This window comes from Streptomyces sp. NPDC051286 (genome assembly GCF_044455345.1).
Taxonomy (GTDB): domain Bacteria; phylum Actinomycetota; class Actinomycetes; order Streptomycetales; family Streptomycetaceae; genus Streptomyces.
In genome coordinates, this window is record NZ_JBITER010000006.1 from 1 (window position 1) to 23,946 (window position 23,946).

Genomic DNA, 23,946 nt, shown 5'->3' on the forward strand with positions numbered 1-23,946 from the left:
CCAGAGGCAATGTAGCCCCGAGTCGACACGAGCAACAGTGGTCACTTTCGCCTCCAGTCTCCCCAGGGAAACCGGAAGCAATCATTCAACTTTCGCACCCTTGCGCCCAGTTGGAATGACCACATAGCTTCTGCCCCGGCCGGACCTCACCCATGGTCCGGTCTTCACCCCTACGACGGAGGTCCACGATGACCCGTGTGATCGGCACGATGGGCGACAAGCTGCTGAGCAAGCTGCTGAAGGAGGAGCGCGCAGGCGCCTGCTTTCCGGAGGCCGGCCGGTTCTGCAAGTGCGTGAACCACGTCCGGTACATCATCACCTGCCTCGGACCCTGCGCGAAGAGCGGCACCTGCTGACCCACGCCCCATCCCATTCCACCAAGTCCGCCGTGTCAGGTAACCACGAGGTAGTCATGAGGCTTAACCCCGGGGCGGAACAGCTCAGTCGCGGCACGGATGAAGACCGGTTCCGCTTCACCGGTGACGGCGTGTGCGTCAAGCACACCGTCACACGGCGATGACGCGCTCCGGCCCAACTGCCGGTTACCCGGAGGAGACTTCTCCTCCGGGTAACCGGCTGCGAGCCCGCGCCGCATGGGCGGCCGTCGCCCTGTAGTTCCGCGTCGCGGGCGTCGTCGACGCCGACTTCCACCATCAGCTCGGGCTCCACCAGCGTGACGTTCAGCGCCTCCCGGCTGCCCAACCCAGCCCAGGGCGTTGTGTTGCTACTCATCGCCGACAGTCGGCGATGCGCGGTCGCCGTCCGAACTTGGCCAACCACTGGCGGCTTTCCGTTTCCGGGACCCTGCTGCGCGGCCTGTGCCCGCACGCTCCGCCGGTACTGGAGAAGCTCGTCGCCCGACTCCTGGCCAGGACCCGGCGGATCGCCCGGCGAACGCCGGACAAGTCGCGGGCATCCTGTACAGATCAACGAGCGCTGCTACTTGCCCGGCTTGAACGTGCCTTCCGCCGGGTGCGCGAACGCCCCCACCGTGGTCTTCTTCCCGGCCGAAGTCCCCTTGAGCGCGAGCTGCCCGCCCATCACCCGTAAGTCCAGGTAGAAGCGCACCACGCCCCGCTCGGCCTTCAGGCCGTGGATGCGGGAGTTGATGTAGCCGAGCTGGTTCAGCTTCTGCCTCACCTGAATCGTGGTGGGCTTGTTCAGGCCAATCAGCGCCTGGGTAATGCGTTTGCCATGCTCACGGCCCTCACACGCCTCCACTCCACTCAGCTCAGGCTGCTCAGGCGTAGCAGTGGGGGACGGCACGTCCGTGGGCGGCTTCTCGTCCACTGGCAGCATCTCACTCGGCCCCGTGGGCGGATGCTCACCCGGGCCCGGATCATCCGACTCCGCAGCCGGGGCATCCGGCACGCATGGCGCACCCACCCGCTCCAGCATCTTCATAAACGCAACCTGCGCATCCGGGCTCGGGCTGGTAGCCACCGCCTGCGCGCCCACGCTGCCTGCGGTGTTCTGCTTCCGTTTACCGGCCTGCTCGCTGCCGCACGCAGCCAGCGCCACCACCGCGAGCACTGCCGCCCCCGCGCCCGTAAGAACTCTGTTCAGCGTCATGAACACAGGCTCACAGCACAGTCTGCCATCGCGCATGAGTACGCGTACTCATGCGCGATGGCAGGCCCCGTAGAGGCGTGGTCGGGGGGCCGGGCATCCCCCTCAGTGCACCCTGCCGCCCTCTGCCCCGGAGAAGAAGGTGGTAGGACACCGAGTTCTCCGGGCCCGGCGCGCGACCCGGTTCGAGATGTTCGTGACGCCGGAGCGGCTGAATGCCTGGTACCTGGAGTCCAGGGTGGTGAACATGGTCACTCCCGGCAGGGAGGACAACGTCCGGGTGGCCATGACCGTACGCGAGGCCATCTACCGGCTCGTCACCAACCGCCGTCTCGGTGAGGAGTTCGACCGGGAGGCGTTCGACGCGGTGAACACCGCCGCGCGCAAGACTCCTGTGACACCCCAGCTCACCCTGACCGGGCGGCTCACCGACGCGACTCCGGAGCAGGCGCTGGCGACCGTCGCCAGGCAGGCCGAAGGCACGTACCCGCACCACCGGGTGCGCGCCTTCGGCCTGCCCGCACTGTCCTCGGGACCTCCGGCCCCGATTCCGGAGCCATCAGGCCCTGGGACTCGGTGGCGCCCTGGGCGAGGCTGGTCACCAGCCTCGGGTTACCCGCCCGGGACCCATCGCCGAGCCTGGAGAAACAACGTCATGAGCAAGTACGTGTTGGCCGGAGTCGACGGCTCGGCCGAGAGCACCGCGGCGGCGCAGTGGGCGGCCGACGAGGCCGTCCGCCACGGCGTCGGCCTGCGGCTGGTCCACGCCTGGACCTGGCAGGACAACCTGCACGGCGATCCCGACCAGCCGACGGACGTGCGGGCCCTGACCCTGCGCATGCTCACCGACGCCGCGCAGGAGGTCCGCCAGGCCCACCCGGGCCTGGATGTGCACGCGGAAGTCCTGGACGGGGACGAGTCGGCCGCAACCCTGCTCGGTGCCGCGACCGACGCCGAGTCGCTGGTCGTCGGTTCGCTGGGCCTGGGCCGATTCCGCGGGCTACTGGTCGGCTCCGTTGGCCTCGCTGTCGCGGCGCGGTGCGACGTGCCCGTGGTCCTGGTCCGCGCCGCGCAGTCGGAGCCGGTCACCGGACCTGGCGCCTCCGAGGTGGTCCTTGGCATCGACACTCGGGCCCCGGCGGACGACGTCATCGAGTTCGCCTTCCGGCAGGCCGCCTCCCGGGGCCTCGTGCTGCGCGCCGTGCACGGCTGGGCTCCGCCGCCGGTCTGGGGCTACGCCGGGTGGGTGACGCCGCAGTTCGAGGCCGAGCAGTTCCAGGCCATCGAGGCCGAGTTGCTCAGCCAGGCCCTCACCACATGGCGGAAGAAGTACCCCGAGGTCGAGGTGGTCGAGGACAGCCGGATCGGCAGCAGCGCCGGTGCGGTGGTGGACGCCTCCGGCGATGCCGCGCTCGTCGTAGTCGGCCGCCGACGCCGTCGGCACCACCTCGGCCTGCGGCTCGGAGCGGTCGCGCACGCGGTGCTCCAGCACGCGCAGGCCCCGGTCGCGGTCGTCCCGCACGACTGAACCAGCCTGGTGCCTCCGGCGTGGGGCATGGGCCCCCCGGCACAGCGCGGGGCGTCTCCGGATGCCGCGTCCACGCAGTTGGACGCGGCATCCGGCGTTTGCATCGCACCACCCTCCTCCGTCGTCAGGCAGCGGGTTGCCAGTTGCCGAGACAGGCTCCTGCCCCCAACGCATCGTGCCTTGACAACACGCGAGCGGGAACCCAGCCTGGGAACTATGGAAACTAAATCAGCATGGAAAGTTTCCACACGCGACGAGCAGCGTGCTGACGTGATCGTCGAGGCGGCCGGCCGCCTGTGCCTCGCGCCAGGCTTCGCGCGAGTGAGCATGGACGATCTCGCTCGTGAGCTCGGGATGAGCAAGAAGACGATCTACCGCCATTTCCCGGACAAACGCAGCCTGCTGACCGCCGTACTGGACCGGCAGTTCGCAGCAGTGGAGCGCACGCTGATGACGGCGGCCGAGGAAGCAGAAGGGCAGCCGTTCGATGTGCGGGTCCAGCGGTTCCTGATCGCGGCGGGCAGCGAGCTCGGGCGGATCGGCGCGGCTCGGCTCGCGACCGGACGGGGCGGCGATGCGCCGCTGCGCCGCTACGTGGAGCAGCGCGCGGACGCGGTGGTCTACCGGCGGCTCGACGAGCTGTTCCGGGACGGACACCGGCTGGGACTGCTGTCGACGCCGCCCGAGCTGCTCAGCGAGATCACCCGCGGCGCGCTGGAGCGGCTTCTCACCTCGCAGTTGCCGCACGAAATGGACTGGACCGCGGCGGATCTACTGCGGGCGACCGTCGACACCGTGCTCCACGGGGCGATCCGCTCAGCACCCGGCATCGACGACGACCAACTCGGGGCGGTCATTCCGACAGCCCGCGCCGGTGCGGAGGAGGTGGGCCCATGATCGGGTCGACCGACACGTATGTCATCAAGTCGTTCCAGGACGCGACGTGGGAGGAACTGGACGGCGAGTTCGACGCCGAGATGCCTGCGACGTTCGCGGTCATCAGTGGCCGCCGCTACCCCTGGGCCGCCTGACACACCCGGCCGACGGCGACAAGCCGGCCGTCTTCTACATCAGCCAGGACGACGCCTTCACGATCGGTACCCCAACCGCGGTCAATGGCGGGATGTTCATGCACTGACACCCCCGCCCTCCATACACGAGGCCGGACCGCATCCGACACACCGTCACGTCGAAGGAAAACATTCATGCACACGATCGATCTCGCCTACGTCGGACGCGGCCCGCACGAGGAACTGGTCACCTACATTGCCGATCAGGAGGACTTCTACGCTGACGAGGACGTCCACGTCGCCGTGCGCGACGGCTGCACCTGGGATGCACAGCGGCTGCGCCGCGGCGCAGTCATTGGGCTGGGCCGGACAGTGCTGTCCCGACTGAGGGACGGCATCCCTTGGATCGCGCTCAATGTAAACACCTACCGCCCCTTGTTCTGGTTCCTGGCTCGCCCCGGCATTGCCTCGGTGGCCGATCTGGCCGGCCGGCGGCTGACGGTACACCCCCCTCACACCGGACCCGGGTGCTTTACCCGGATCGTGCTGCGCCAGGCCGGCCTCGACCCGGACCGCGACGTCCAGACCATCGTCCGCTGGCCCGGCGACTTCGGCATGGACCTGCGCCGGCTGGAGGAGGGCAGTATCGACGCCGCCGTGGTCGGTGACACCCTGGCACCGGACGCGGTCGCCGCCGAGCACGGTTGGCAGGTGCTGGCCTTTGTCGGCGACCACTTCCAGATCCCCACCTCGGGCGTGGCCGTCGACCCCACCTACACCGACCCGGGCAGCCCTGCGGTCCAGGCCGTCGTACGAGCCCACCGGCGCGCCCTGCAGGTGATCCGCAACGACCCCGACACCACGGTGCGGTACCTGCAGACGTTCCTCGGCCGACACACCGAGGATGAAGTCCGAGCCCACTACGAGGCGTATATCGCAACGCAGTTCACCACCGACGGCCGAGTCGACCTCTCCATCGGCGTCAACGCGATCACAGCGGTCGCCGCCGAACTCGGTGTCCCTGCCACTTTCACCGCAGCCGAGTTCTACCGCACCGCAACCATCACACCTTAGACAAAGGTGTCCGAATACGTGTCAGCGAACATAGGCGGTCAGGTCAGTGAGCGGCTGACCACCTGGCCAGTCCGCAAGTTGCGCCACACCAGGGAGCCACGACGTCCGCCAAGAGGTCCCCCGCTGTGACGAGGCACCGTAGTTGGCATGGCGGCACGGCTGCGACCAGCAGCGATGCAAACTGACCTGGTAAGGTCCTCGGAACCTGCCCCTGTGGCCTTGGACGACCGCGGTGATCACCGCTTTGCAGCCGCACCTCAACGAACCGGGTCTGGCAGGCTGAGTCTTTCGGTGCGGCACCTCACTGCCGCGGCTCGCTGCGCCGATCACGACCGGGTAACTCCGTGTCCATAAAGCCATCCGCTTACCGATCAGCGGACTCGTCCGGTCGAACGGGGTCCTGATCGGGCGGTCGCGGTGCGGTCGGTGCAGGAAGGCGCGACATCGCCGGCGCTGCTGGCTGGTGGAAGGCCGCCGCATGAGGGCTGCCGTCTCGCGGCTCTTGGCGGCCCGGGGCATGCTCGTGGTGGTGAACCACCACGCCATCGCACAACCGGAGGACCCGGCCGAAAACATTGCCTTTTCCCAGACACAATCGGAAGAAGGGGTTCCGCGATCGACAGCGGCTCCGGACAGAGGGAAACCCATGTATGAGAAGAACCACGCGACGGTGGCGGTCACCGGGGTGACCGGGGCGCTGGGCAGCCGGATCGCGGCCCGACTCGCCAGCCATGGCATCCCCCAGCTCCTCGTCGGACGCAGCCCAGACCGCATGCCCGAACTGCCAGGCGCCCAGCGGCGCGGTCCGGCCGCCTACGCCGACGCCTCCGCCATGCGCAAGGCACTCGAGGGCGCGTCGACCCTCATCCTGGTGTCCGGACACCGCACAGGGCGCCGACTGGAGGAACACGCCGCCGCGGTCGAGGCCGCGATCGCGGTCGGCGTGAACCGGGTCCTGTATGTGTCCCTCGTCGGCGCTTCGCCCACCGCCACCTACATCAACGCCCGCGACCAGTGGGCGACCGAACAGTTCCTGGCCGGGGCCGGGATCCGCCACACGGTGCTTCGGTCGGGCTTCTACACGTCGACGCCGGCCGCCCTCGCCGACGAGGAGTTCGTCGTGAGCGGCCCCGCGAGCACCGGCCGGGCCGCCTTCGTCACCCACGAGGACATCGCCGACGTGATCACGGCCGTCGCCCTCGACGAGGGTCCCCGCTCCGAGCATGACAGCGCGACCCTGGAGATAACCGGGCCCGAGGCCCTGACCCTCGACGAAGCGGTCACCCGGATCGCGGCGGCCACCGGCCGGCCCTACCGCTTCGAACCCGAGACCCTTGAGGAAGCCTTCGCGCGGCGATGGCGATGGGGCATGAGCGGGGAACAGATCGAGACCTGGATCTCGTGGTACCAGGCGATCGAAAGAGGCGAGATCTCCACGGTCACCGACGTCGTCCCCCGGCTCACCGGCTCACCGGCGACCCCGATCTCGGACGTGCCCTGGTGGCCCGCGCCGAACACCGCGCGTGGCACCCCCTGAGCTCAAGCGAGCACGATGCCGAGCGAAGCCACTCGGATGGACTGCTTCGCCGCCACATCGGCGCAACCGCGGCGAAACGCTCGGCCTGTCATCCCTGGTCTGACCTGGGGAATCACTGGGCCGTTGGTCACGTGGTTGGTCACGCCACTGCCCAGAAAAGCAGAAAACCCCTGATGGACAGGGGTCTCAGCTGGTGTCCGAGGGGGGACTTGAACCCCCACGCCCGATAAAGGGCACTAGCACCTCAAGCTAGCGCGTCTGCCATTCCGCCACCCGGACTAGGTGATCGGCCCCGGTCTCCCGCGGCGACAAAGAAAACAATACCAGGGGTTTGGAGTGCCTCTCACCTGCATATTCGGTGGTCAGTGGGGGGTGGCGGGCATACGGAAGCGACTGACCTGACATGTGTACGGTCTGTCGCCGCTCGTACACGCGCAGTGCGCCAGGCGGATCGCCGGGCGGCGTCCGGCTGCTGCGAAGACCGTCGGGCTAGGGCCTGTTCTGAGTTCCCCGTCGTCCGCGCGAAGCGCGGGCGCAGCGGTGGTCGGTGCGGCGAGCGTGCGTGCCGGGCGTCGGGGCGCAGGCGGGGAACTCAGAACAGGCCCTAGCGCCCTTCCTGGCAGGCTTTGCCCCGTCATCGCGCTGCGGGCGCTGCCCCCGCCGTGAACGATCCGACGACCGCTGTGCAGTGTCTGGACGGACGAGGAGCCCGCAGGTGTCGCGGGGGATGCCGGCCGGAATCGATGGCCTGCTGAAGTTGGCGCCCGAGGAGCGGACAGGCGCGCTGGTCGGGCACCGTACGCTCCTGCTGACGGCCGTGGAGCGCACGGTGCCTGACGTCACCGGGCGGGCGCGCGCTGTTCCCCGGTGTCAGGAATTGGGGGTGAGGCGCGGACCGCCCGTCCGGTACCGCCGATGGTCCTACTTGCGCAGCGCCGCCAAGTTGTCGTAGCCGATCCGCGCATGGTTCAGGGACTGCGCGGGGACGGTCGAGCTCGGTGCGTTGTCCTGCTCGACCATCGGGTTGTGGTAGTTCTTCGCCCCGACGTGGCGGAAGAACGTCCGGTAGTCGATGTCCCCGGTACCGAAGGGGACCATGTCGTAGCCGTTGCCGCTGTTTGTGTTGACGATGCCGTCCTTGGCGTGGAACAGCGGGTAGCGCTTGGTGTTGCCGCGGACCAGTGCCGCCGGGTCGAAGATGTTCTCCTGCTGCGATCCGTCGTGCGCGGTGTAGGTGTGGAACTTGTACTGGGCGACGTGCGCCCAGAAGATGTCCATCTCCAGCCATACGGACTTCGGGTCGGTGACCTCAAGGAAGTACTCGAGCTTGCGGATGCCGGAGCTGCGGGTGGGGCGTCCCTGTGCGTCCAGCGGACCGCCGTCGAGCAGGAAGCCGTAGGCCGCGTCGTGGTTGTGGGTGTACAGCTTGATGCCCGCGCCCTGAGCGATCTGTCCCAGCGTGTTCCACTTGTCGGCGGCCACGTCCCAGTCGGCACGGTACGCGCTGCCGGTGGGGTCACCACCGGTGCCCATGTGTTCCATGCCGAGGATGTTCGCTATCTCGAGGTGGAGCTTGAACTTGTCCAGGTCGCTCTGGTTCAGCGGCCAGGACGACGGGATGAAGCCGTGGTTGCCCTGGGCGCGCAGACCGTACTCGTCCAGCCACGAGCGCAGCAGCTTCGCGCCTTCCACCGATTCGAGGTTGTTTCCGCCGGGTGCGTTGGCGTGCTGGCCATAGCCGGCGAACTCGACCTGCTGGTAGCCGTAGCGGGCCAGCTCCCCGAAGACCTCACGGAAGCCCGAGGGAAGGTCGGTGGTGAGCGGATCCCGGCCCGTGGCGTCGCGCACGGTGTACAGGATGATTCCTCGTCTCGCCGCCGGGACCAGAGCCTGGCCGACACCCTGACCATTGCTGGATGCGGTCTGGGCGAGGGCCGGCGACGCGCCGAAGGCGGGCGCGGCGATCGCCGCTGCCGCAGCGGCCGTGCAAGTGCTCAGGAAGCGGCGGCGACTGACGCCGAGGCTGCGGCGCAGGGCGCCGTCGGTTCCGGATTCGTCGTTGTACGCGGTCACGGTCTCTCTCTTTCTCGAAGATGCTCGAAACGCTGTGCGCGGACCGATCTCATGCGAGGCCGGCCAGCTTGAGGAGCAGGGACTTCACTTCGGTGGCCCGGACGGGGCCGGTGAACGCGTGGGGGGTGGAGCAGAGGATGAGCGGACCTTCTTCGTCGCTCAGGGGGAGGCGGCCGTGGCTGCCGCGAATGGGTGACGGATCGAGGGGCACGACCGCCATCCGGTAACGCATGCCGAGCTTCTTGCGGGCCACGGCGGTGGCCGCCTTGACCCGGACGTACGGGTCCTGGGGGTCCAGGAAGAGTTCGACCGGGTCGTAACCGGGTTTGCGATGGATCTCGACGAGCTGCGCGAAGTCGGGGGCGCGCGCGTCGTCGAGCCAGTAGTAGTACGTGAACCAGGCATCCGGGTCGGCAACGGCGACGAGCTCGCCGGAGCGCGGGTGGTCGAGGCCGTGAGCCTTCTTGCCCTCGTCGTCGAGGAGTTGTTCGATGCCTTGGACGTCCTGGAGAGCTTCACGGGTCGCATCGAGATCCTCGGGACGGCGTACGTAGACGTGGGCGAGCTGGTGGTCGGCGACGGCGAAGGCGCGGGAGGCCATCGGGTCCAGGTACTCCATGCCGTCCTGGGTGTGGACCTCCAGCAGGCCGGCGCGGCGCAGTGCCCGGTTGATGTCGACCGGGCGGTCGACGCGGGTGATGCCGTACTCGGAGAGCGCGACGACGGTGCGCCCCTCGCGCCGGGCGTCGTCGAGCAGCGGAGCCATGGCCCGGTCGAGCTCAGCCGCCGCCCGGTACGCGCGGGGGTCGTCGGGCCCGTAGCGCTGCAGGTCGTAGTCCAGGTGCGGCAGATAGCACAGGGCCAGGTCGGGGTGGCGGGTGTCCAGGATGTGCCGGGTCGCGTCGATGATCCACTGCGAGGAGACGAGGTCGGCGCCTGGTCCCCAGAAGTGGAAGAGGGGGAAGGTGCCGAGCTTTTCGGTGAGTTCGTCGTGGAGGGCGGGCGGCCGGGTGTAGCAGTCGGGTTCCTTGCGGCCGTCGGCGTAGTAGACGGGACGTGGGGTCACGGTGACGTCGGTGTCGGCGCCCATCGCGTACCACCAGCAGATGTTGGCGACGGTGTAACCGGGGTGGGCGCGGCGGGCGGCGTCCCAGAGCTTGTCCCCGGCGACGAGTCCGTTGTGCTGGCGCCAGAGGAGGACGTCGCCGAGCTCGCGGAAGTACCAGCCGTTGGCCACGATGCCGTGTTCGGCGGGGGTGGTGCCGGTGAGGAAGGTGGACTGGGCGGCACAGGTGACGGCGGGCAGCACGGTGCCGAGGGGGGCGTGGGTGCCGGACTGGCCGAGGGATGCGAGGTGCGGCATGTGGTCGAGGAGCCGGGGGGTGAGGCCGACGACGTCGAGGACGAGGAGGGGGGTGGGGGCGCCGGTGGGGGACGTACCCGTTTCGACCGGTGTCACGGGAGCTCCTTGAGGCCGAGGTCGACCAGGAGGTCGCGGGCGAGGGTGAGTTCGGCGGCGATGCCGTCGGCGAGCTGGGGCCGGCTGCGGGGGCGCAGCTCGGCGGGGAGCGCCTGCCAGGTGTACGTCTCGACCTCCAGGTGACGCGTCAACGGCCGGGCTCCGCCGACCAGTCGGGTCAGCGTGGACTGGAGCACCGGGAGGGTCGAGGTGAGCGGTGGGGCGGGGGGTGCGTGCAGCGGGACGTGGAAGTGGGCGCGCCACGGGGTGCCGTCGGGCAGTGCGTGGCCGGTGACCGCCTCGTCGAGGTCGTCGGTGCCGCGCAGTCCGTGCGTGGTCCGGGTGCGGGTCTGGTGGAGGAAGCGGGGTTCGGCGAAGGCGGCGAGCGCGGTGCGCACCTCGGGGAGGTGCGGGTGTTCGGCGTGGAGTGCGGCGGAGAGCTGGCACTTGGTGACTTGGATGCCGGCTGCGGAGAGTGCGTCGAGGGCGGTGTCCGGGTCTTCGAAGGAGGTGGCGAGATGGCAGGTGTCGATGCAGATGCCGATGCGGTCGTGTCCGACGGCGGTGAGCGGTGCGACGGCGTCGGCGGTGGTCTCGACCGTGCAGCCCGGTTCGGGTTCGAGACCGATCCGGATGGATTTGCCGGTCAGCTCGGCGAGGGCGTCGAGCCGTTCGGCGAGGGTGCTGAGGGCGGTGTGTGCGGTGCGGGCGGCTTCCGGGTCGCCGGTGTACGGGGTGCGCCAGGCGATCGGGAGGGTGGAGATGGTGCCTTCGGTGACGTCGTCGGGGAGCAGGGTGGCGAGCAGCCGGGCGAGATCGGTGGTGTGGGCGAGGCGTTCGGCGTCCGTCCAGTCCGGCTTGTACACCCGGTACTTGACCTCTTCGGCGCCGAACCCTTCGTACGGGAAGCCGTTCAGGGTGACGACTTCGAGGCCGCGGCGGTCGAGTTCGGCGCGCAGGGAGCGCTGCTGGGCGGGGTCGTTGATCAGGGTGTTCGCGGCGTCCTTGGCGAGCCAGAGGCCGATGCCGAGGCGGTCGCGGCCGAGGCGTCTGCGGACGGGTTCGCAGTGGTCGCGCAGTTGGGCGCGGACACCGTCCAGGGTCTCGGCGGGGTGGACGTTGGTGCAGTAGGCGAGGTGGACGGTGGTTCCGTCGGGGTGGCGGAAGCGCATCGGGTCACTCCCCGCCGCGGAGGATGGAGTTCCCCTCGTGGAGTGGATCGGGGGTGGCGAGATCGAGTTGCAGGCGGCCGCTCTGGCCGTAGAAGGCGACGGGGTTGCGCCAGAGGACCTGGTCGACGTCGTCCTCACTGAACCCTGCGGCGAGCATGGCGTCGCCGACCTTCCGGGTCTTGAGGGGGTCGCTCCTGCCCCAGTCGGCGGCCGAGTTGACCAGGATTTTCTCGGTGCCGTGGGTCTTGAGGATCGCGATCATGCGGTCCTCGTCCATCTTGGTGTCGGGGTAGACGGAGAAACCGGCCCAGCAGCCGCTGTCCGCGGCGTCCTTCACGGTCGTCTCGTTGAGGTGATCGAGCAGGACCCGCTCCGGGGGGAGGTGGGATTCGCGGATCACGTCGATGGTGCGGTGCAGACCGGTGAGCTTGTCGCGGTGCGGGGTGTGGACGAGGGCGGGCAGTCCGTGGTCGGCGGCGAGCTGCAGCTGGGCGGCGAGGGCGGTGTCCTCGGCAGGAGTCATGGAGTCGTAGCCGATCTCGCCGACGGCGACGACGGAGTCCTTGACGAGGTAGCGGGGCAGGGCGTCCAGGACGGGGGTGCAGCGGGGGTCGTTCGCCTCTTTGGGGTTGAGGGCGAGCGTGCAGTGGTGGGCGATGCCGTACTGGGCGGCACGGAAGGGTTCCCAGCCGAGGAGGGCGTCGAAGTAGTCGAAGAAGCTCGCGGGCGAGGTGCGGGGCTGGCCGAGCCAGAAGGAGGGTTCGACGAGGGCGCGGACACCTGCGTCGTACATCGCCTGGTAGTCGTCCGTGGTGCGGGAGGTCATGTGGATGTGGGGGTCGAAGATGCGCATCAGGACTCCTCCGTGGAGACGGCAGGGCCGGGGGTGGTGAGATCGAGCACCCGGGTGAGATCGGCGGGGACGCTGCGTCCGGCGGCGGTGCGTTCGGCTGCGAAGTCGCCCAGCATGCGCGCGAGTTCCGCGTCCCCGCGGGCGCGGTGGGCCAGTGCGTCGACGGCCTCGACGGGGACTCCGGTGAAGAGGCACTTGAGGATGGCGTGGCGCCACTGGTGCGTGTCGAGATGGGCGGCGGCGTACGGACCGACGGCGGCGGCGACCAGCCGGGTGTCGTTGGTGCGCAGGGCGTCCTCGACGAGGGGGAGGGCGGTGGGGCCGAGGTCCAGCCGGTGGAGGGTGAGGAGGACGGCGCGCCGCTCGGCGGCGGTGCCCTGTTCGTAGAGCCTGGTCACGGCGGGGAGGGCGGCTCGGGCTTCGAGGAGCAGCAGGGCGCGTACGGCGTCGGCGTGCTCCAGTCCGCAGTGCCGGCCTGCGGCGGCGAACCGCAGCTCCCACGGGGGCACGGCGTACGGGCCGCCGGGCGCGGTGTCCTCGTGGGCGGCGGCGTGCGCGGCCTCGGTGAGGGCCTCGTCGAGCCACGCGCGTGCGGCGCCGCCCAGCCGGCCGTCGAGTTGCCCGCGGGTCAGCAGCGGGGGCGTCTGCGGTGGCGTCATCGGCATGACGTTGCTCCCTTCGGGACGTCCTTCGGGACTGTCGACGGGATGCGGGAGCGAAGGAAGTCGATGGAGGTGCGGGCGAGTTCGGGGCCGGCGTGGGAGTGGCGGGGCAGTTCGACCACGGTGAGGCCGCGGTATCCGGTGTCGCCGAGTGTGTCGAGCGCTTCGAGTACGGGCGGGAAGTCGATCTCGCCGTCGCCGAACGGCAGATGCTCGTGGATGCCCCGGCGCATGTCCTCGATCTGGACGTGGCGCAGCCAGGGTGCGGCGTCCCGGACGCAGTCCGCGGGTGAGGACGGCTCCAGGCACTGGCAGTGGCCGATATCGAGGGTGAGCCCGAGTGGTTCGGGGTCGCCGCTGAGGATGCGCAGGTGGTGGAAGTCGGAGAGATTGGCGAGGAGATGTCCGGGTTCGGGCTCGATGGCGAGTGGGATGCCAATGCGGTCGGCGGCTGCGAGCACCGGGGCCAGGGCGTCGGTCAGCCGCTGCCAGGCCGTATCGGGCGTGGTGTGGGGTGGGGTGATGCCGCTGAAGCAGTGCACGGCGTGGGCGCCCAGGTAGGCGGCGACTTCGACGGCCCGGACCAGGAGCCGGGTGCGGGCGGCGCGGTCCTCCGGGTCCGCGTCGAGGAGGGACGGGCCGTGCTTGCGGCGCGGGTCGAGGACATAGCGGGCACCGGTCTCGACGGTGACACCCAGCCCGAGCTGTTCGAGTCTGTGCGCCACGCGGCGGGTGCGGGCGGCGAGGTCCGGGGCGAGGGGGTCGAGGTGCATGTGGTCGAGGGTGAGGCCGACGCCGTCGTACCCGAGGCCCGCGAGGAGCGCGAGGGCGTCGTCGAGGCGGAGGTCGGTGAGCCCGTTGGTGCCGTAACCGAGGCGGATGGTCATGTGGGGCTCACCTTCCGGGCGAGTGTGCGGGCGAGAGGGACGAGTCCCATGACGGCGAGCCCGGTGCCGGCCGCTCCGGCACGGGCGGCGAGCGCGGCCTGGAGCGGGATCATCGCCCGGATGCCGCTGCCCACGGCGCGCTGGGTCAGCGGCGGGGACGGGTTCAGGGTGGCGTGGAGGAGCGGCTCGGCGGCGGTCCGGAGGTAGGCGCCGGTGAGTGCGGTGACGAGGAGGCGGGGCGAGGTGCCGGTGGGGGTGTCCGGGGGTGCGGGTGCTCCGGGTACGAGGCGGTGGTTGTCCCCCGTCACGCCGCTTCCCGGGGCCGGGGGCACGTCCCCGTGCCCCCGCTGCTCGCGCACCGCGGTCGCGCCGAGCGCGATGACCGCCGCGAGCGCGGAGAGGGGCGCGGTGGTGGAACCGCCCTGCGCCTCGTGGCGCGAGACGGCGGTGACGGCGTAGGTGTGCGCTCCGAGCAGGGCGGCGGCGGGGAGTGCGGCGCGCAACGGGAGGGCTGCTTGCCGGGACAACTCCCCGTGGCGCGGCTGGACATCCCTGGCTGATTTCGCCAGGGTGCGGCCGCTCCTGCCGACGAGCCGGGCGATCGGTCCGCGGCGCGGCCCCCCGGCGCGGCCCGGGGTGGGCGCGGGTGTCCGGACGAGGTCTGTCGCCGGGCTGCCGGGCGCGGTGACCGTGCGGGTGTCGGAGCGCTCCGGCTCCGCGCCTGCCCCCCATGTTGCGGTGGCGCCCAGCAGCAGGTCGAGGGCGCGTGCCGTGGCCATCGCGGCCGGGCCCGCCTGGGTGTGCTTCAGGTGGAGGTCGTAGGCCCAGACCGTTGCGGCCAGGCCGGTGGCCACCGTCAGGGTCGGGCGGCCGGCGCGGGCGGCGAGGGACAGGCCCGCGGCCGTCAGCGCGCCTGCCGCCGTGAGGGCCGCGCCCGGGGTGATCCGGCCCGAGGGGATCGGGCGGTGCGGACGGTCGACGGCGTCCTCGTCGCGGTCGGCCCAGTCGTTGAGGGCCATGCCCGCCTCGTAGAGGCAGAGGGACGCGCCGACGGCCAGCGCGGTGCCACGGCCGGGACGCCGTCCGATGGCCGCCGCCCCGGCGAGTGCGTCCCCGGGGACGGTGAACAGTGCCGAGATCCGCAGCAGCTCGGCCCAAGCCCGTACGGTAGCTGTCACTTCTCCCCCCGCAGCCGTTCGGCGAAGGCCAGCAGCGCGTTGTACTGCTCGGACAGTGCGGCGGGGCCGCCGTCCGGGTCCTTGAAGTAGAAGCCGAGTTCGGGACGCGGGCCGGTCAGGCCCACCTCCTGGGCGCGGGCGAGCAGCCGCGCCAGGTCGAGGACCAGGGGGGCGGCCAGCGCCGAGTCGCAGCCCTGCCAGGTCGTCTGGAGGACCATGCGGGCGCCGAGGAATCCGTCGAACGCGATGTGGTCCCAGGCCGTCTTCCAGTCGCCGAGTGCGGGCACGTCGTCGATGTGCACCTCCCCCTCGGGCGCGGCGCCAAGCGTGTCGGCGAGGACGCGCTCCTTGCCCGCGTTCTTGGCCGCTGCGGCGCCGGGGTCGGCCAGCGCCGCTCCGTCCCCGCCGCCCAGCAGGTTCGTACCGGACCAGGCCCGTACCGGCAGGGCGCGTTGCACGAACATCGGGGCGAGCACGGAGCGGAGCAGCGTCTGGCCCGTCTTGCCGTCGCGGCCTGCGTGAGGAAGTCCGCAGTCCGCGACGGCATCCTGGAGCGCGGGAGCGCGCAGTCCGGTGGAGGGGGTGAAATTGATGTAGGGGCAGCCGGCCCGGAGCGCGGCCGCGGCGTAGAGCGAGCTGGTGGGCAGCCGGTTCTCGCCGGGTTCCGGGACGGGTTCGGTCGACGCGACGTTGATGACGACCGTGCGGGTCAGGTCGCCCCGGCGGCCGAAGTCGGTGAGGTCCGCGGCGAACGCAGCGATGAGTTCCTCGTCGGTGCGGGTGTCGCCGGGCAGCGGTCCACCCGGGCGTATCTCGGCGTCAGCGGCCGCGAGTTCGGTCCGTACGGCGGTGGGCAGCCCGTGCGGGAGCACTCCCCCCGCGGCCAGTGCCTCCGCCCGTTTGGGGAGCGGACAGCCGACGGTGTCGTGCCCTCCGAAGACCAGGGATGTCAGCGCCGGCAGCCCGCTGCCGGCGAACGGCGCGGTCTCGGTGACCATGCCTGCCGCCGGGTGGAAACCCGCCGCGACGGCCGCGCAGCCCGCCATGGCGGTGGTGGCGACGGAGCCGCGTGCTCCGATGAACCAGACTCCGGTACGAACGGCATGTGCTGACACGGGCTGCCTCCCTGGCTGGGGATCCTGGCTGGGCAGTGCAAAGAGAGGGGGCGCTGATCGAATCGAGGACGGACAAGGGTGGAGGGTGACGGCGGGCGGGGTAGGGCCTTTGCCCCGCCCGCCGTCAGTCTGCGGCTGTCGCCCAGTGCCGTGACCGGCAATGTCTGCCCCATGGGGAGCGTCGTCCAGTGCGTGCGATCGCAAGGCGGCCGGAAGTCCTTGGATGGGGTCTCCCCCTGCTCGAACCGAGCTGAGAGCCTGGGGAAGGAGCTACCAGGGCTTGTGGCCAACGCGGCGAGCGGGCGTGCTGGGCGGCGCGACGGGGCAAAGCTTGCCGGGAGGGGTACTAGGCGGCGGGCAGCTCCTTCAACTCGATGTTGCGGAAGGACACATGGTCGTCGGCTCCGTGGTTCTGGAGGCCGATGTAGCCGCTCTTCAGGCTGCGGACGGGATCGGTGTTGGTGAAGTCGTTGATCTTGACTCCGTTGAGGAAGACCTGGAGCCGTTCGCCCTGGACCTTGATCTCGTAGCTGTTCCACTGGCCGGGCGGCCGCAGGACCTGGTCACGGGCCTTGATGTCCGCCGCCTTGAAGCCGTAGATGGAGCCCGTGGTGCGGTCGGGGGCGTCGGTGGCGTCGATCTGGACCTCGTAGCCGTTGTTCACCGCGGACCAGGGGTCGTCGGACTCCGGGAACCCGACGAAGACACCGGAGTTGTCGTCGCCCTCCAGCTTCCAGTCGAGCTTCAGCGAGTACGACCCCAGCTCCTTGGCCTGGTAGGTGAGCAGGCCCATGCCGCCGTCGGAGCGGAGTTCACCGTCGACGACGTTGAACTTCCCGGGGCCCGCCTGCTTCCAGCCCTCGAGCGTCTTGCCGTTGAAGATCGACCGGTAGCCGGTGTCCGGCTTGCAGTCGGCCTTCACCTGTCCGGCCGCGTAGCGGACGCCGCCGAGGAGGAGCTGGCGGAAGGCAGGTTCGGCGTACGACGCCTTGGTGTGGCCGAGGCCGGTGTAGAAGGAGCGGCCGCCCTGGTAGGTCTGGCACCAGGTGATCGGGTGGTCGCCCTTCATGGTGCCGCCGGTGTAGGTCGTCTCGTCGAGCGTGGCGAGGACCTTCACCTTGTCGCGCGGGTTGGTGCGGTAGTTGTACAGCTCATCGGTTCGGTTCCAGGCGTCGTCGAGGTGGGCGGTCGCCGGGTGCTGGTGGTCCTCGACACGGACGGTGACGGGCTGGATCGCGGGGTGTCCGGCGAAGTACGCGCCGACAAGTCCGCCGTAGAACGACCAGTCGTACTCGGTGTCCGCGGCGGCGTGCACGCCCATGTAGCCGCCGCCGGTGGCGATGTAGTTCTCGAACGCCTTCTGCTGGTCGGCATTGAGGACGTCACCGGTCGTGGAGAGGAAGACGACGGCGTCGTAGCGGGCCAGATTGCTGGTGGTGAACTGGCCTGCTTCCTCGGTGGAGTCGACGGTGATGTTGCTGGTCGCGCCGAGTTCCTTCAGTGCCGCGATGCCCTCGGGGATCGCGTCGTGGCGGAAGCCGGCCGTCTTCGAGAAGACCAGGACCCGCTTGGCGGTCCGGTCGGGGGCGCTGTTGGAGAGCTCGAAGTCGTCGACGTCGTAGAGCGCCCCGGCGCCGCCCTTGAAGACCAGGAAGAGTTCGGTGGCCTTCCCCGGGACGCCGCGCAGCGGTACGTCGATGTCCTGGAATTTCTCCCAGCCACCGGTCACCGGGACCGGTGCGGAGCCGAGGATCTTGCCGGTCGCGGAGCCGGACCGTACTTCGAGGAAGCCCCCCGCGCCGCCGGACGAGATCCGGGCGGTGAGCTTGGTGGAGTCACCGAGGATGTACGGCTTGAAGGCGATCCAGTCGCCGTTGTCGATGTCGCCGACCGTCTTGCCGCCGTGCGCGGCCGCCTTGTCGTACGTCCTGATGCCGGACGACGCGGTGAAGTGCTCGGCCTGCCGGTGGCGGGGCTGAAGCTGCGACTGGGCGTGGCCGGAGAGCGCGGCCTGGCCGCCGCCCCCGCCGTCGGTGTACGAGGCGTCGATGACTCCGAAGATGTTGGCGTTCGGGTCGTGTCCGCCGTCGATCTGGGTGCTGATGGTGCCGGTGCAGCCGTTGGTCGTGGTGATCGGGTGGCCGTGGCTGTCATGACCGAGTACGAAGCGGACCTCGACCTTCGAGCAGTCGATCGTGCCGTCCTCGGGGTCGGTGACGGTCACCTTGAACGGGACTTTGTCGCCGAAGCTGAACAGCTGCCCGTCACCGGGGAGTTCCAGCTTTACCGTGGGTGCCGTGTTGCCGACGGTCACATGAACGCTCGCCAATCCGGTGCGTCCGGTGGGGTCCTTGGCGGTGACGGTCGCGGTGTAGGTGCCGTTCTTCCTGTACGTGTACGTGGGGTTCGCGGCGGTCGACGTGCCGCCGTCACCGAAGTCCCAGGCGTACGTGAGTGCGTCGCCGTCGGAGTCCGTGGTGCCGGCCGAGGAGAACTGCACCTTCAGCGGTGCGGCGCCGGACGTCTTGTCGGAGGCGGCTTCGGCTACGGGCGAGTGGCCGCCGGTGGCGTTCTCGATGCGGTAGAGCGCGGAGTTCTCGTCGCCGCCGAACCAGGAGAGGCCGTAGTCCAGGACGTACAGCGCCCCGTCCGGGCCGAAGGCCATGTCCATCACCTGGGTCCCGGACCACGGGACGTTGTTGATGGACTGGACGGTGCCGTCGCCGTCCTGCTTGATGCGCTTGATCCAGCGCCGGCCGAACTCACCGGCGAAGAAGTCACCGTCGTACGACTCGGGGAACTTCACGGGTGAGTCGAGGTTCGGGTCGTAGTGGTAGACGGGGCCGCCCATCGGCGACTCGGAGCCGTTGCCGAACTCGGGCACGGAACCGCCGTCGTACGGGATCCAGGCGGGCTGCGCCGGGGGCAGGTCGACCAGGCCGGTGTTGTGCGGCGAGGTGTTCTTCGGGGCGTTGCAGTCGAAGGCGGCGCCGGACGTCTTCGTCGCGAAGTCGTAGTCGACGAACGCGTCGTTCTTCCCGGTGCAGAACGGCCAGCCGAAGTTGCCCGGCTCGGTCACCCGGGCGAACTCGACCGTTCCGGCCGGTCCGCGCTTGGGGTCGGCAGCGCCCGCGTCGGGCCCGTAGTCGCCGACGTAGACAATGCCGGTGGCCTTGTCGACGCTGAAGCGGAACGGGTTGCGGAAGCCCATCGCGTAGATCTCGGGGCGCGTCTTGTCCGTGCCCGGCGCGAAGAGGTTGCCGTCCGGAATGGTGTACGAGCCGTCGTCGGCGACCTTGATCCGCAGGATCTTGCCGCGCAGGTCGTTGGTGTTGCCCGAGGTGCGCCGGGCGTCGAACGCAGGGTTGCGGTTCGGGCGTTCGTCGATGGGCGTGTAGCCGTCGGAGGCGAACGGGTTGGAGTCGTCGCCGGTCGACAGATACAGGTTGCCCTGCGCGTCGAAGTCGATGTCGCCGCCGACGTGGCAGCAGATGCCACGGGACGCCTTGACGTCGAGAACCTTCTTCTCGCTGCTCAGGTCGAGGGTGCCGTCCTCCTTGAGGACGAAGCGGGAGAGCCGGTTGACGCCGTCGAACTTGGCGAAGTCGGCGGCGGTTCCGGTCTCCGGGGCGTCGCCGGGCGGGGTGTCCAGCGGAGGCGCGTAGTAGAGGTAGATCGCTCGGTTCTCACTGAACTTCGGGTCGATGCCGACGCCCTGGAGGCCTTCCTCGTCATGCGAGTAGACGGGGATGACGCCGGAGACCCTGGTGTTGCCTGCGCTGTCGGTGATCCGCAGCTCGCCGTTGCGCGAGGTGTGCAGGACGCTGCGGTCGGGGAGCACGGCCAGGGACATGGGTTCGCCGGTCTCTGCGGCGCCCTTGGCGAGGGTGACCTGCTGGAAGTCCTCGGTCGCCGCCGCGTCGGACGCGGCCGGCGAGGTCGGGACCGATGCGGCCGCACCGGACGGGGCGCCCAAGGCGAGGGTGGTCGCGGTGAGCAGGCCGCCGGTGAGCAGGGCGAGGGATGTTCGGAGTCGGGGCCGGGTTCTGGTTCTGTGCACGAGTGTCCTCCGGAGAGTGCCGGTTGTACGGGCGAGTGCTGCCGTGCCGTTCCGCGCGGGGACTGCCGCGCAGGTCACCGAGGGCCTGGCGGGGCTCCGGTGACGCGAGTCATGTGGTGTACACCAAGGGGACGGTAGACGGGTTCGTCCGAGGTGGAAAGCCCTTGCGCAGGAGATAAGTTGAACTTTTTCCTGGGCCAGGACAAAGGAGGTTTTGGGCAGCCTGAACCGTCCCGGCGGCGCGCGTGTCGCCGGGCAGCGCAGACCCGTCCGCCACCCGCCCCGCCCCGCCGGGGCTCCGGCCCCGGACCCCGGCCCTCACACGCCGGACGTGCTCAAAGGGCGCGATCGAGGAGCGGAGGTCCGGGGATGGAGCCCCGGGGAGAAGCCGTCAGTCGCCGCCCCCGAATGCCGCGTCGAACGACGCAGCCGGCGGGTCGAAGTCGTACCGCTTCAGCGTGGCAAGCGCTTCCGGTGCGCCCGCCAGCCGGTCCATCCCGGCGTCCTCCCACTCCACCGAGATCGGGCCTTCGTAGTCGATCGAGCGGAGCATCCGGAACACGTCCTCCCACGGCACGTCACCGTGCCCGGCGGAGACGAAGTCCCAGCCGCGCCGCGGATCGCCCCAGGGCAGGTGCGAGCCGAGACGGCCGTTGCGCCCGTCGAGACGCTTGCGGGCCTCCTTGCAGTCCACGTGGTAGATCCGGTCCCGGAAGTCGTAGAGGAAGCCCACCGGATCGAGGTCCTGCCAGACGAAATGGCTCGGGTCGAAGTTCAGCCCGAACGCGGCCCGGTGGCCGACGGCCTCCAGGGCCCGGTGCGTGGTCCAGTAGTCGTACGCGATCTCACTGGGGTGCACCTCGTGGGCGAACCGCACGCCCTCCGCGTCGAACACGTCGAGGATCGGGTTCCAGCGCTCGGCGAAGTCCTTGTAACCGCGCTCGATCATCCGCGGCGGCACCGGCGGGAACATCGCCACCAGGTGCCAGATCGACGAGCCGGTGAAGCCGATGACGGTACGGACCCCGAAGGCGGCGGCCGCGCGGGCGGTGTTCTTGATCTCCTCGGCGGCCCGTTGCCGTACCCCTTCGGGCTCGCCGTCGCCCCAGATCCGGGCGGGCAGGATGCCCTGATGCCGTTCGTCGATCGGGTTGTCGCAGACCGCCTGGCCGACGAGGTGGTTGGAGATCGCCCAGCACTTCAGACCGTACTTGTCGAGCAACTGCCGCCGCCCGTCGAGATAGCCGGGGTCGGCAAGAGCCTTGTCGACCTCGAAGTGATCACCCCAGCAGGCGAGTTCGAGCCCGTCATAACCGAAGTCCCGAGCAAGCCGGCAGACCTCCTCCAGCGGCAGGTCGGCCCACTGGCCGGTGAAGAGCGTGAAAGGACGGGGCATGCGCGGAACCTCCTAGGACGGTACGGGGGTGTGTACGGAGCTCTTCTCGGCGCTTTCCTCCACCGCCGCGAGCACCCGCTGCACCTGAAGTCCGTCGGCGAACGACGGAACGGGGTCGGCCCCTTCGGCGATCGTCGTGACCAGGTCGCGGGCCTGGTGGATGAAGGTGTGCTCGTAGCCGAGTGCGTGGCCCGGCGGCCACCACGCCTCCAGGTACGGGTGCGCGGGCTCGGTGACGAGGATGCGGCGGAACCCGGCGGTGGTGACCTGCTCGGTGTGGTCGTGGAAGGACAGTTCGTTGAGGCGTTCCAGATCGAAGGCGAGCGAGCCGCGTTCGCCGTTGATCTCCAGCCTTAAGGCGTTCTTGCGGCCCGCCGCCATCCGGGTCGCCTCGAACGAGGCCAGTGCTCCGGAGGCGAGCCTGCCGGTGAACAGGGCGGCGTCGTCGACGGTGACCGCCCCGCGTGCTCCGCTGTCCGCGGTGCCCGAGAGCCCGGCCGACGCTCCGGCGAGCAGCGGTCGTTCCCGTACGAAGGTCTCGGCGACCGCCGACACCCCCACCAGGAGCTCCCCCGCCAGATACTGGGCAAGGTCGACGATGTGCGCCCCGAGGTCGCCGAGCGCACCGGATCCCGCGTGCTCGCGCTTGAGCCGCCAGGTGAGCGGCGAGTCGGGGTCGACCAGCCAGTCCTGGAGGTAGGTGGCCCGTACGTGCCGCAGGGCGCCGAGCCTGCCGTCGGCGATCAGCTTCCGTGCGTACGCGATCGCCGGCACCTTGCGGTAGTTGAAGCCGACCATCGCCACCTGGCCGCGAACCCTGGCCCGTTCCGCGGCCTCCGTCATGGCCTCCGCCTCGGCGACCGTGTTGGCGAGCGGCTTCTCGCACAGCACGTGCTTGCCGGCCTCCAGGGCGGCGATGGCGATCTCCGCATGACTGTCGCCGGGCGTGCAGATGTCGACGAGCTGGACGTCGTCCCGGGCGATCAGGGCACGCCAGTCGGTCTCCGCCGCCGCCCAGCCGTGCCGTTCGGCGGCGGCGGAGACCGCCGTACGGTCGCGTCCGCAGATCGCGGCGAGAGCCGGCTGCATCGGCAGGTCGAAGACGTGTCCGGCGGTGCGCCACCCCTGTGAGTGGGCGGCGCCCATGAACGCGTATCCGACCATGCCGACTCCGAGCGTCGCCTTCGGCACGATCGTCGGCGGCGCTGCGGCCTCCTGCTCCGTCTCTTCCCTACGGGCCATACGGGCTTCCTCCTCGTCGGTCGTTCGGTGGGCGCACGGCAGGAGGGTCAGCACCCTCCTGGACGGCGGATCAGCTGAAGCCCGTCGGCAGGTACTGGTCGATGTTGTCCTTGGTGACAACGGCCGAGTAGAGGGTGAGGCTGGTCGGGATCTCCAGTTCGGAGAGCCCGCCGATGCCCTTGCCCTGCCCCAGGGCACGCGCCAGGTCGATCGCGGACGCGGCCATCGTCGGCGGGTAGAGAACCGTGGCCTTCAGGACGCTGTTGTCGGCCTTGATGGCGTCCATCGCGGACTTCGCGCCCGCGCCTCCGACCATCAGGAACTCGTCCCGGCCGGCCTGCTGGATGGCGCGGAGCGCGCCGACTCCCTGGTCGTCGTCGTGGTTCCACAGCGCGTCGAACTTCTTCTGCGCCTGCAGGAGTTGAGCCATCTTCGCCTGGCCCGACTCGACGGTGAAATCGGCGGCCTGACGAGCCACCAACTTGACGTTGGAGTAATTCTTGAGGGCGTCGGCGAAGCCCTGGCTGCGCTGCTTGGTGAGCTCCAGGTTGTCGATGCCCGCGAGCTCGACCACCTTGGCGTTCGGCTTGTCCTTGAGCTGTTCGCCGATGTACGTGCCGGCATTGAGACCCATGCCGTAGTTGTCGCCGCCGACCCAGCAGCGGTAGGCCTGCGGTGAGGCGAAGATGCGGTCCAGGTTGATGACGGGGATGCCCGCCTTCATCGCCTCCAGACCGACCTGGGTGAGCGCCTTGCCGTCGGCGGGGAGGATGACGAGGACGTCGACCTTCTTGTTGATGAGGGTCTTGACCTGGCCGATCTGGGCGGCGGTGTCGTTGGAGCCCTCGGTGATCTCCAGGGTCACCTCGGAGTACTTCTCCGCCCGCGACTTGGCGTTCTCGTTGATGGCGTTGAGCCATCCGTGGTCGGCCTGTGGTCCGGCGAAGCCGATGGTGACGGGCTTGCCGGGCTTGTCGTCGGCAGCCGGCTGATTGCTCTGCGCGGGCTGCGACTTCTTGGGCTCATTGCTGGTGCAAGCGGTGAGGAGAGCGCCCGCGGAGACGGCTGCGGTGCCGAAGAGCAGTCCTCTGCGGCTGGTTTCTGGCATGGCTGTCGAACCCTTCATCCGGT

At 69.9% G+C, this 23,946-nt stretch carries 19 protein-coding genes and 1 tRNA gene; 6 read left to right on the forward strand and 14 right to left on the reverse strand.

Annotated features, from left to right (window positions below; all coding sequences use genetic code 11):
- Window positions 1-188: 188 nt before the first annotated feature.
- Window positions 189-356 (forward strand): hypothetical protein, encoded by a 168-nt coding sequence (locus ACIBB8_RS08335; protein WP_398949711.1) that lies wholly within the window; start codon window positions 189-191, stop codon window positions 354-356.
- A 583-nt stretch (window positions 357-939) separates the two neighbouring features.
- On the opposite strand, the gene ACIBB8_RS08340 is transcribed toward ACIBB8_RS08335, so the two are convergent.
- Window positions 940-1,572, reverse strand: coding sequence for a hypothetical protein (locus ACIBB8_RS08340; RefSeq protein WP_398949712.1), 633 nt, complete (start codon window positions 1,570-1,572; stop codon window positions 940-942).
- Window positions 1,573-1,711: 139 nt separating this feature from the next.
- Here ACIBB8_RS08340 and ACIBB8_RS08345 point away from each other — a divergent pair, with 139 nt between their 5' ends.
- From ACIBB8_RS08345 to ACIBB8_RS08365, 5 genes are all read left to right on the forward strand, one after another.
- Window positions 1,712-3,097, forward strand: a complete 1,386-nt coding sequence (locus tag ACIBB8_RS08345) for a universal stress protein (RefSeq protein ID WP_398949714.1) — start codon at window positions 1,712-1,714, stop codon at window positions 3,095-3,097.
- Between the two features lie 216 nt (window positions 3,098-3,313).
- Window positions 3,314-3,994: a TetR/AcrR family transcriptional regulator gene (locus tag ACIBB8_RS08350; protein WP_398949716.1), complete on the forward strand. Its 681-nt coding sequence runs from the start codon at window positions 3,314-3,316 to the stop codon at window positions 3,992-3,994.
- Complete coding sequence (locus ACIBB8_RS08355) at window positions 3,991-4,128, forward strand: hypothetical protein (protein WP_366691711.1); 138 nt, start codon at window positions 3,991-3,993, stop codon at window positions 4,126-4,128. Before ACIBB8_RS08350 ends, ACIBB8_RS08355 begins: the two co-directional genes overlap by 4 nt.
- A gap of 174 nt (window positions 4,129-4,302) precedes the next feature.
- Window positions 4,303-5,181, forward strand: a complete 879-nt coding sequence (locus ACIBB8_RS08360) for an ABC transporter substrate-binding protein (RefSeq protein ID WP_398949718.1) — start codon at window positions 4,303-4,305, stop codon at window positions 5,179-5,181.
- A gap of 646 nt (window positions 5,182-5,827) precedes the next feature.
- A complete protein-coding gene (locus ACIBB8_RS08365; protein ID WP_398949720.1) occupies window positions 5,828-6,718 on the forward strand; it encodes an NAD(P)H-binding protein in 891 nt (296 codons plus the stop codon).
- A 191-nt stretch (window positions 6,719-6,909) separates the two neighbouring features.
- Here ACIBB8_RS08365 and ACIBB8_RS08370 read toward each other — a convergent pair.
- The 13 genes from ACIBB8_RS08370 to ACIBB8_RS08430 form a co-directional block, all read right to left on the reverse strand.
- Window positions 6,910-6,997 (reverse strand) — tRNA-Leu (locus ACIBB8_RS08370).
- 642 nt (window positions 6,998-7,639) lie between these two features.
- Window positions 7,640-8,791, reverse strand: a complete 1,152-nt coding sequence (locus ACIBB8_RS08375) for a sugar phosphate isomerase/epimerase family protein (RefSeq protein ID WP_398949722.1) — start codon at window positions 8,789-8,791, stop codon at window positions 7,640-7,642.
- Window positions 8,792-8,840: 49 nt separating this feature from the next.
- Entirely contained in the window at window positions 8,841-10,250 is a 1,410-nt protein-coding gene (locus ACIBB8_RS08380; protein ID WP_398949724.1) for a nucleotide pyrophosphatase/phosphodiesterase family protein, read from the reverse strand.
- Complete coding sequence (gene eboE, locus ACIBB8_RS08385; RefSeq protein WP_398949726.1) at window positions 10,247-11,422, reverse strand: metabolite traffic protein EboE; 1,176 nt, start codon at window positions 11,420-11,422, stop codon at window positions 10,247-10,249. The genes ACIBB8_RS08380 and eboE overlap by 4 nt, the downstream gene beginning before the upstream one ends.
- A gap of 4 nt (window positions 11,423-11,426) precedes the next feature.
- Complete coding sequence (locus ACIBB8_RS08390) at window positions 11,427-12,275, reverse strand: TatD family hydrolase (protein ID WP_398949728.1); 849 nt, start codon at window positions 12,273-12,275, stop codon at window positions 11,427-11,429.
- Window positions 12,275-12,934 (reverse strand): EboA domain-containing protein, encoded by a 660-nt coding sequence (locus ACIBB8_RS08395; RefSeq protein WP_398950092.1) that lies wholly within the window; start codon window positions 12,932-12,934, stop codon window positions 12,275-12,277. Before ACIBB8_RS08395 ends, ACIBB8_RS08390 begins: the two co-directional genes overlap by 1 nt.
- Window positions 12,931-13,824, reverse strand: a complete 894-nt coding sequence (locus ACIBB8_RS08400; RefSeq protein ID WP_398949730.1) for a sugar phosphate isomerase/epimerase family protein — start codon at window positions 13,822-13,824, stop codon at window positions 12,931-12,933. Before ACIBB8_RS08400 ends, ACIBB8_RS08395 begins: the two co-directional genes overlap by 4 nt.
- Complete coding sequence (locus tag ACIBB8_RS08405) at window positions 13,821-15,002, reverse strand: SCO3242 family prenyltransferase (RefSeq protein ID WP_398949731.1); 1,182 nt, start codon at window positions 15,000-15,002, stop codon at window positions 13,821-13,823. Before ACIBB8_RS08405 ends, ACIBB8_RS08400 begins: the two co-directional genes overlap by 4 nt.
- Window positions 14,999-16,117: an inositol-3-phosphate synthase gene (locus ACIBB8_RS08410; RefSeq protein ID WP_398949732.1), complete on the reverse strand. Its 1,119-nt coding sequence runs from the start codon at window positions 16,115-16,117 to the stop codon at window positions 14,999-15,001. The genes ACIBB8_RS08405 and ACIBB8_RS08410 overlap by 4 nt, the downstream gene beginning before the upstream one ends.
- Before the next feature lie 346 nt (window positions 16,118-16,463).
- Complete coding sequence (locus tag ACIBB8_RS08415) at window positions 16,464-20,177, reverse strand: ThuA domain-containing protein (protein WP_398949734.1); 3,714 nt, start codon at window positions 20,175-20,177, stop codon at window positions 16,464-16,466.
- A 391-nt stretch (window positions 20,178-20,568) separates the two neighbouring features.
- Window positions 20,569-21,573 (reverse strand): sugar phosphate isomerase/epimerase family protein, encoded by a 1,005-nt coding sequence (locus tag ACIBB8_RS08420; protein WP_398949736.1) that lies wholly within the window; start codon window positions 21,571-21,573, stop codon window positions 20,569-20,571.
- A gap of 12 nt (window positions 21,574-21,585) precedes the next feature.
- On the reverse strand, window positions 21,586-22,815 hold the full coding sequence (locus tag ACIBB8_RS08425) for a Gfo/Idh/MocA family protein (RefSeq protein WP_398949738.1): 1,230 nt from the start codon (window positions 22,813-22,815) through the stop codon (window positions 21,586-21,588).
- Between the two features lie 70 nt (window positions 22,816-22,885).
- The gene (locus tag ACIBB8_RS08430; protein ID WP_398949740.1) at window positions 22,886-23,923 is read right to left on the reverse strand and encodes a substrate-binding domain-containing protein; all 1,038 of its coding nucleotides are present in this window, start codon (window positions 23,921-23,923) and stop codon (window positions 22,886-22,888) included.
- Window positions 23,924-23,946: the final 23 nt, after the last annotated feature.

Bases quoted from the DNA above. Each gene is read 5' to 3' on its own strand.
- ACIBB8_RS08335 (WP_398949711.1), top strand. From the start codon at position 189: ATGACCCGTGTGATCGGCACGATGGGCGACAAGCTGCTGAGCAAGCTG.
- ACIBB8_RS08340 (WP_398949712.1), bottom strand. From the start codon at position 1,572: ATGACGCTGAACAGAGTTCTTACGGGCGCGGGGGCGGCAGTGCTCGCG.
- ACIBB8_RS08350 (WP_398949716.1), top strand. From the start codon at position 3,314: ATGGAAACTAAATCAGCATGGAAAGTTTCCACACGCGACGAGCAGCGT.
- ACIBB8_RS08355 (WP_366691711.1), top strand. From the start codon at position 3,991: ATGATCGGGTCGACCGACACGTATGTCATCAAGTCGTTCCAGGACGCG.
- ACIBB8_RS08360 (WP_398949718.1), top strand. From the start codon at position 4,303: ATGCACACGATCGATCTCGCCTACGTCGGACGCGGCCCGCACGAGGAA.
- ACIBB8_RS08365 (WP_398949720.1), top strand. From the start codon at position 5,828: ATGTATGAGAAGAACCACGCGACGGTGGCGGTCACCGGGGTGACCGGG.
- eboE (WP_398949726.1), bottom strand. From the start codon at position 11,422: ATGCGCTTCCGCCACCCCGACGGAACCACCGTCCACCTCGCCTACTGC.
- ACIBB8_RS08390 (WP_398949728.1), bottom strand. From the start codon at position 12,275: ATGCGCATCTTCGACCCCCACATCCACATGACCTCCCGCACCACGGAC.
- ACIBB8_RS08395 (WP_398950092.1), bottom strand. From the start codon at position 12,934: ATGACGCCACCGCAGACGCCCCCGCTGCTGACCCGCGGGCAACTCGAC.
- ACIBB8_RS08400 (WP_398949730.1), bottom strand. From the start codon at position 13,824: ATGACCATCCGCCTCGGTTACGGCACCAACGGGCTCACCGACCTCCGC.
- ACIBB8_RS08420 (WP_398949736.1), bottom strand. From the start codon at position 21,573: ATGCCCCGTCCTTTCACGCTCTTCACCGGCCAGTGGGCCGACCTGCCG.
- ACIBB8_RS08425 (WP_398949738.1), bottom strand. From the start codon at position 22,815: ATGGCCCGTAGGGAAGAGACGGAGCAGGAGGCCGCAGCGCCGCCGACG.
- ACIBB8_RS08430 (WP_398949740.1), bottom strand. From the start codon at position 23,923: ATGCCAGAAACCAGCCGCAGAGGACTGCTCTTCGGCACCGCAGCCGTC.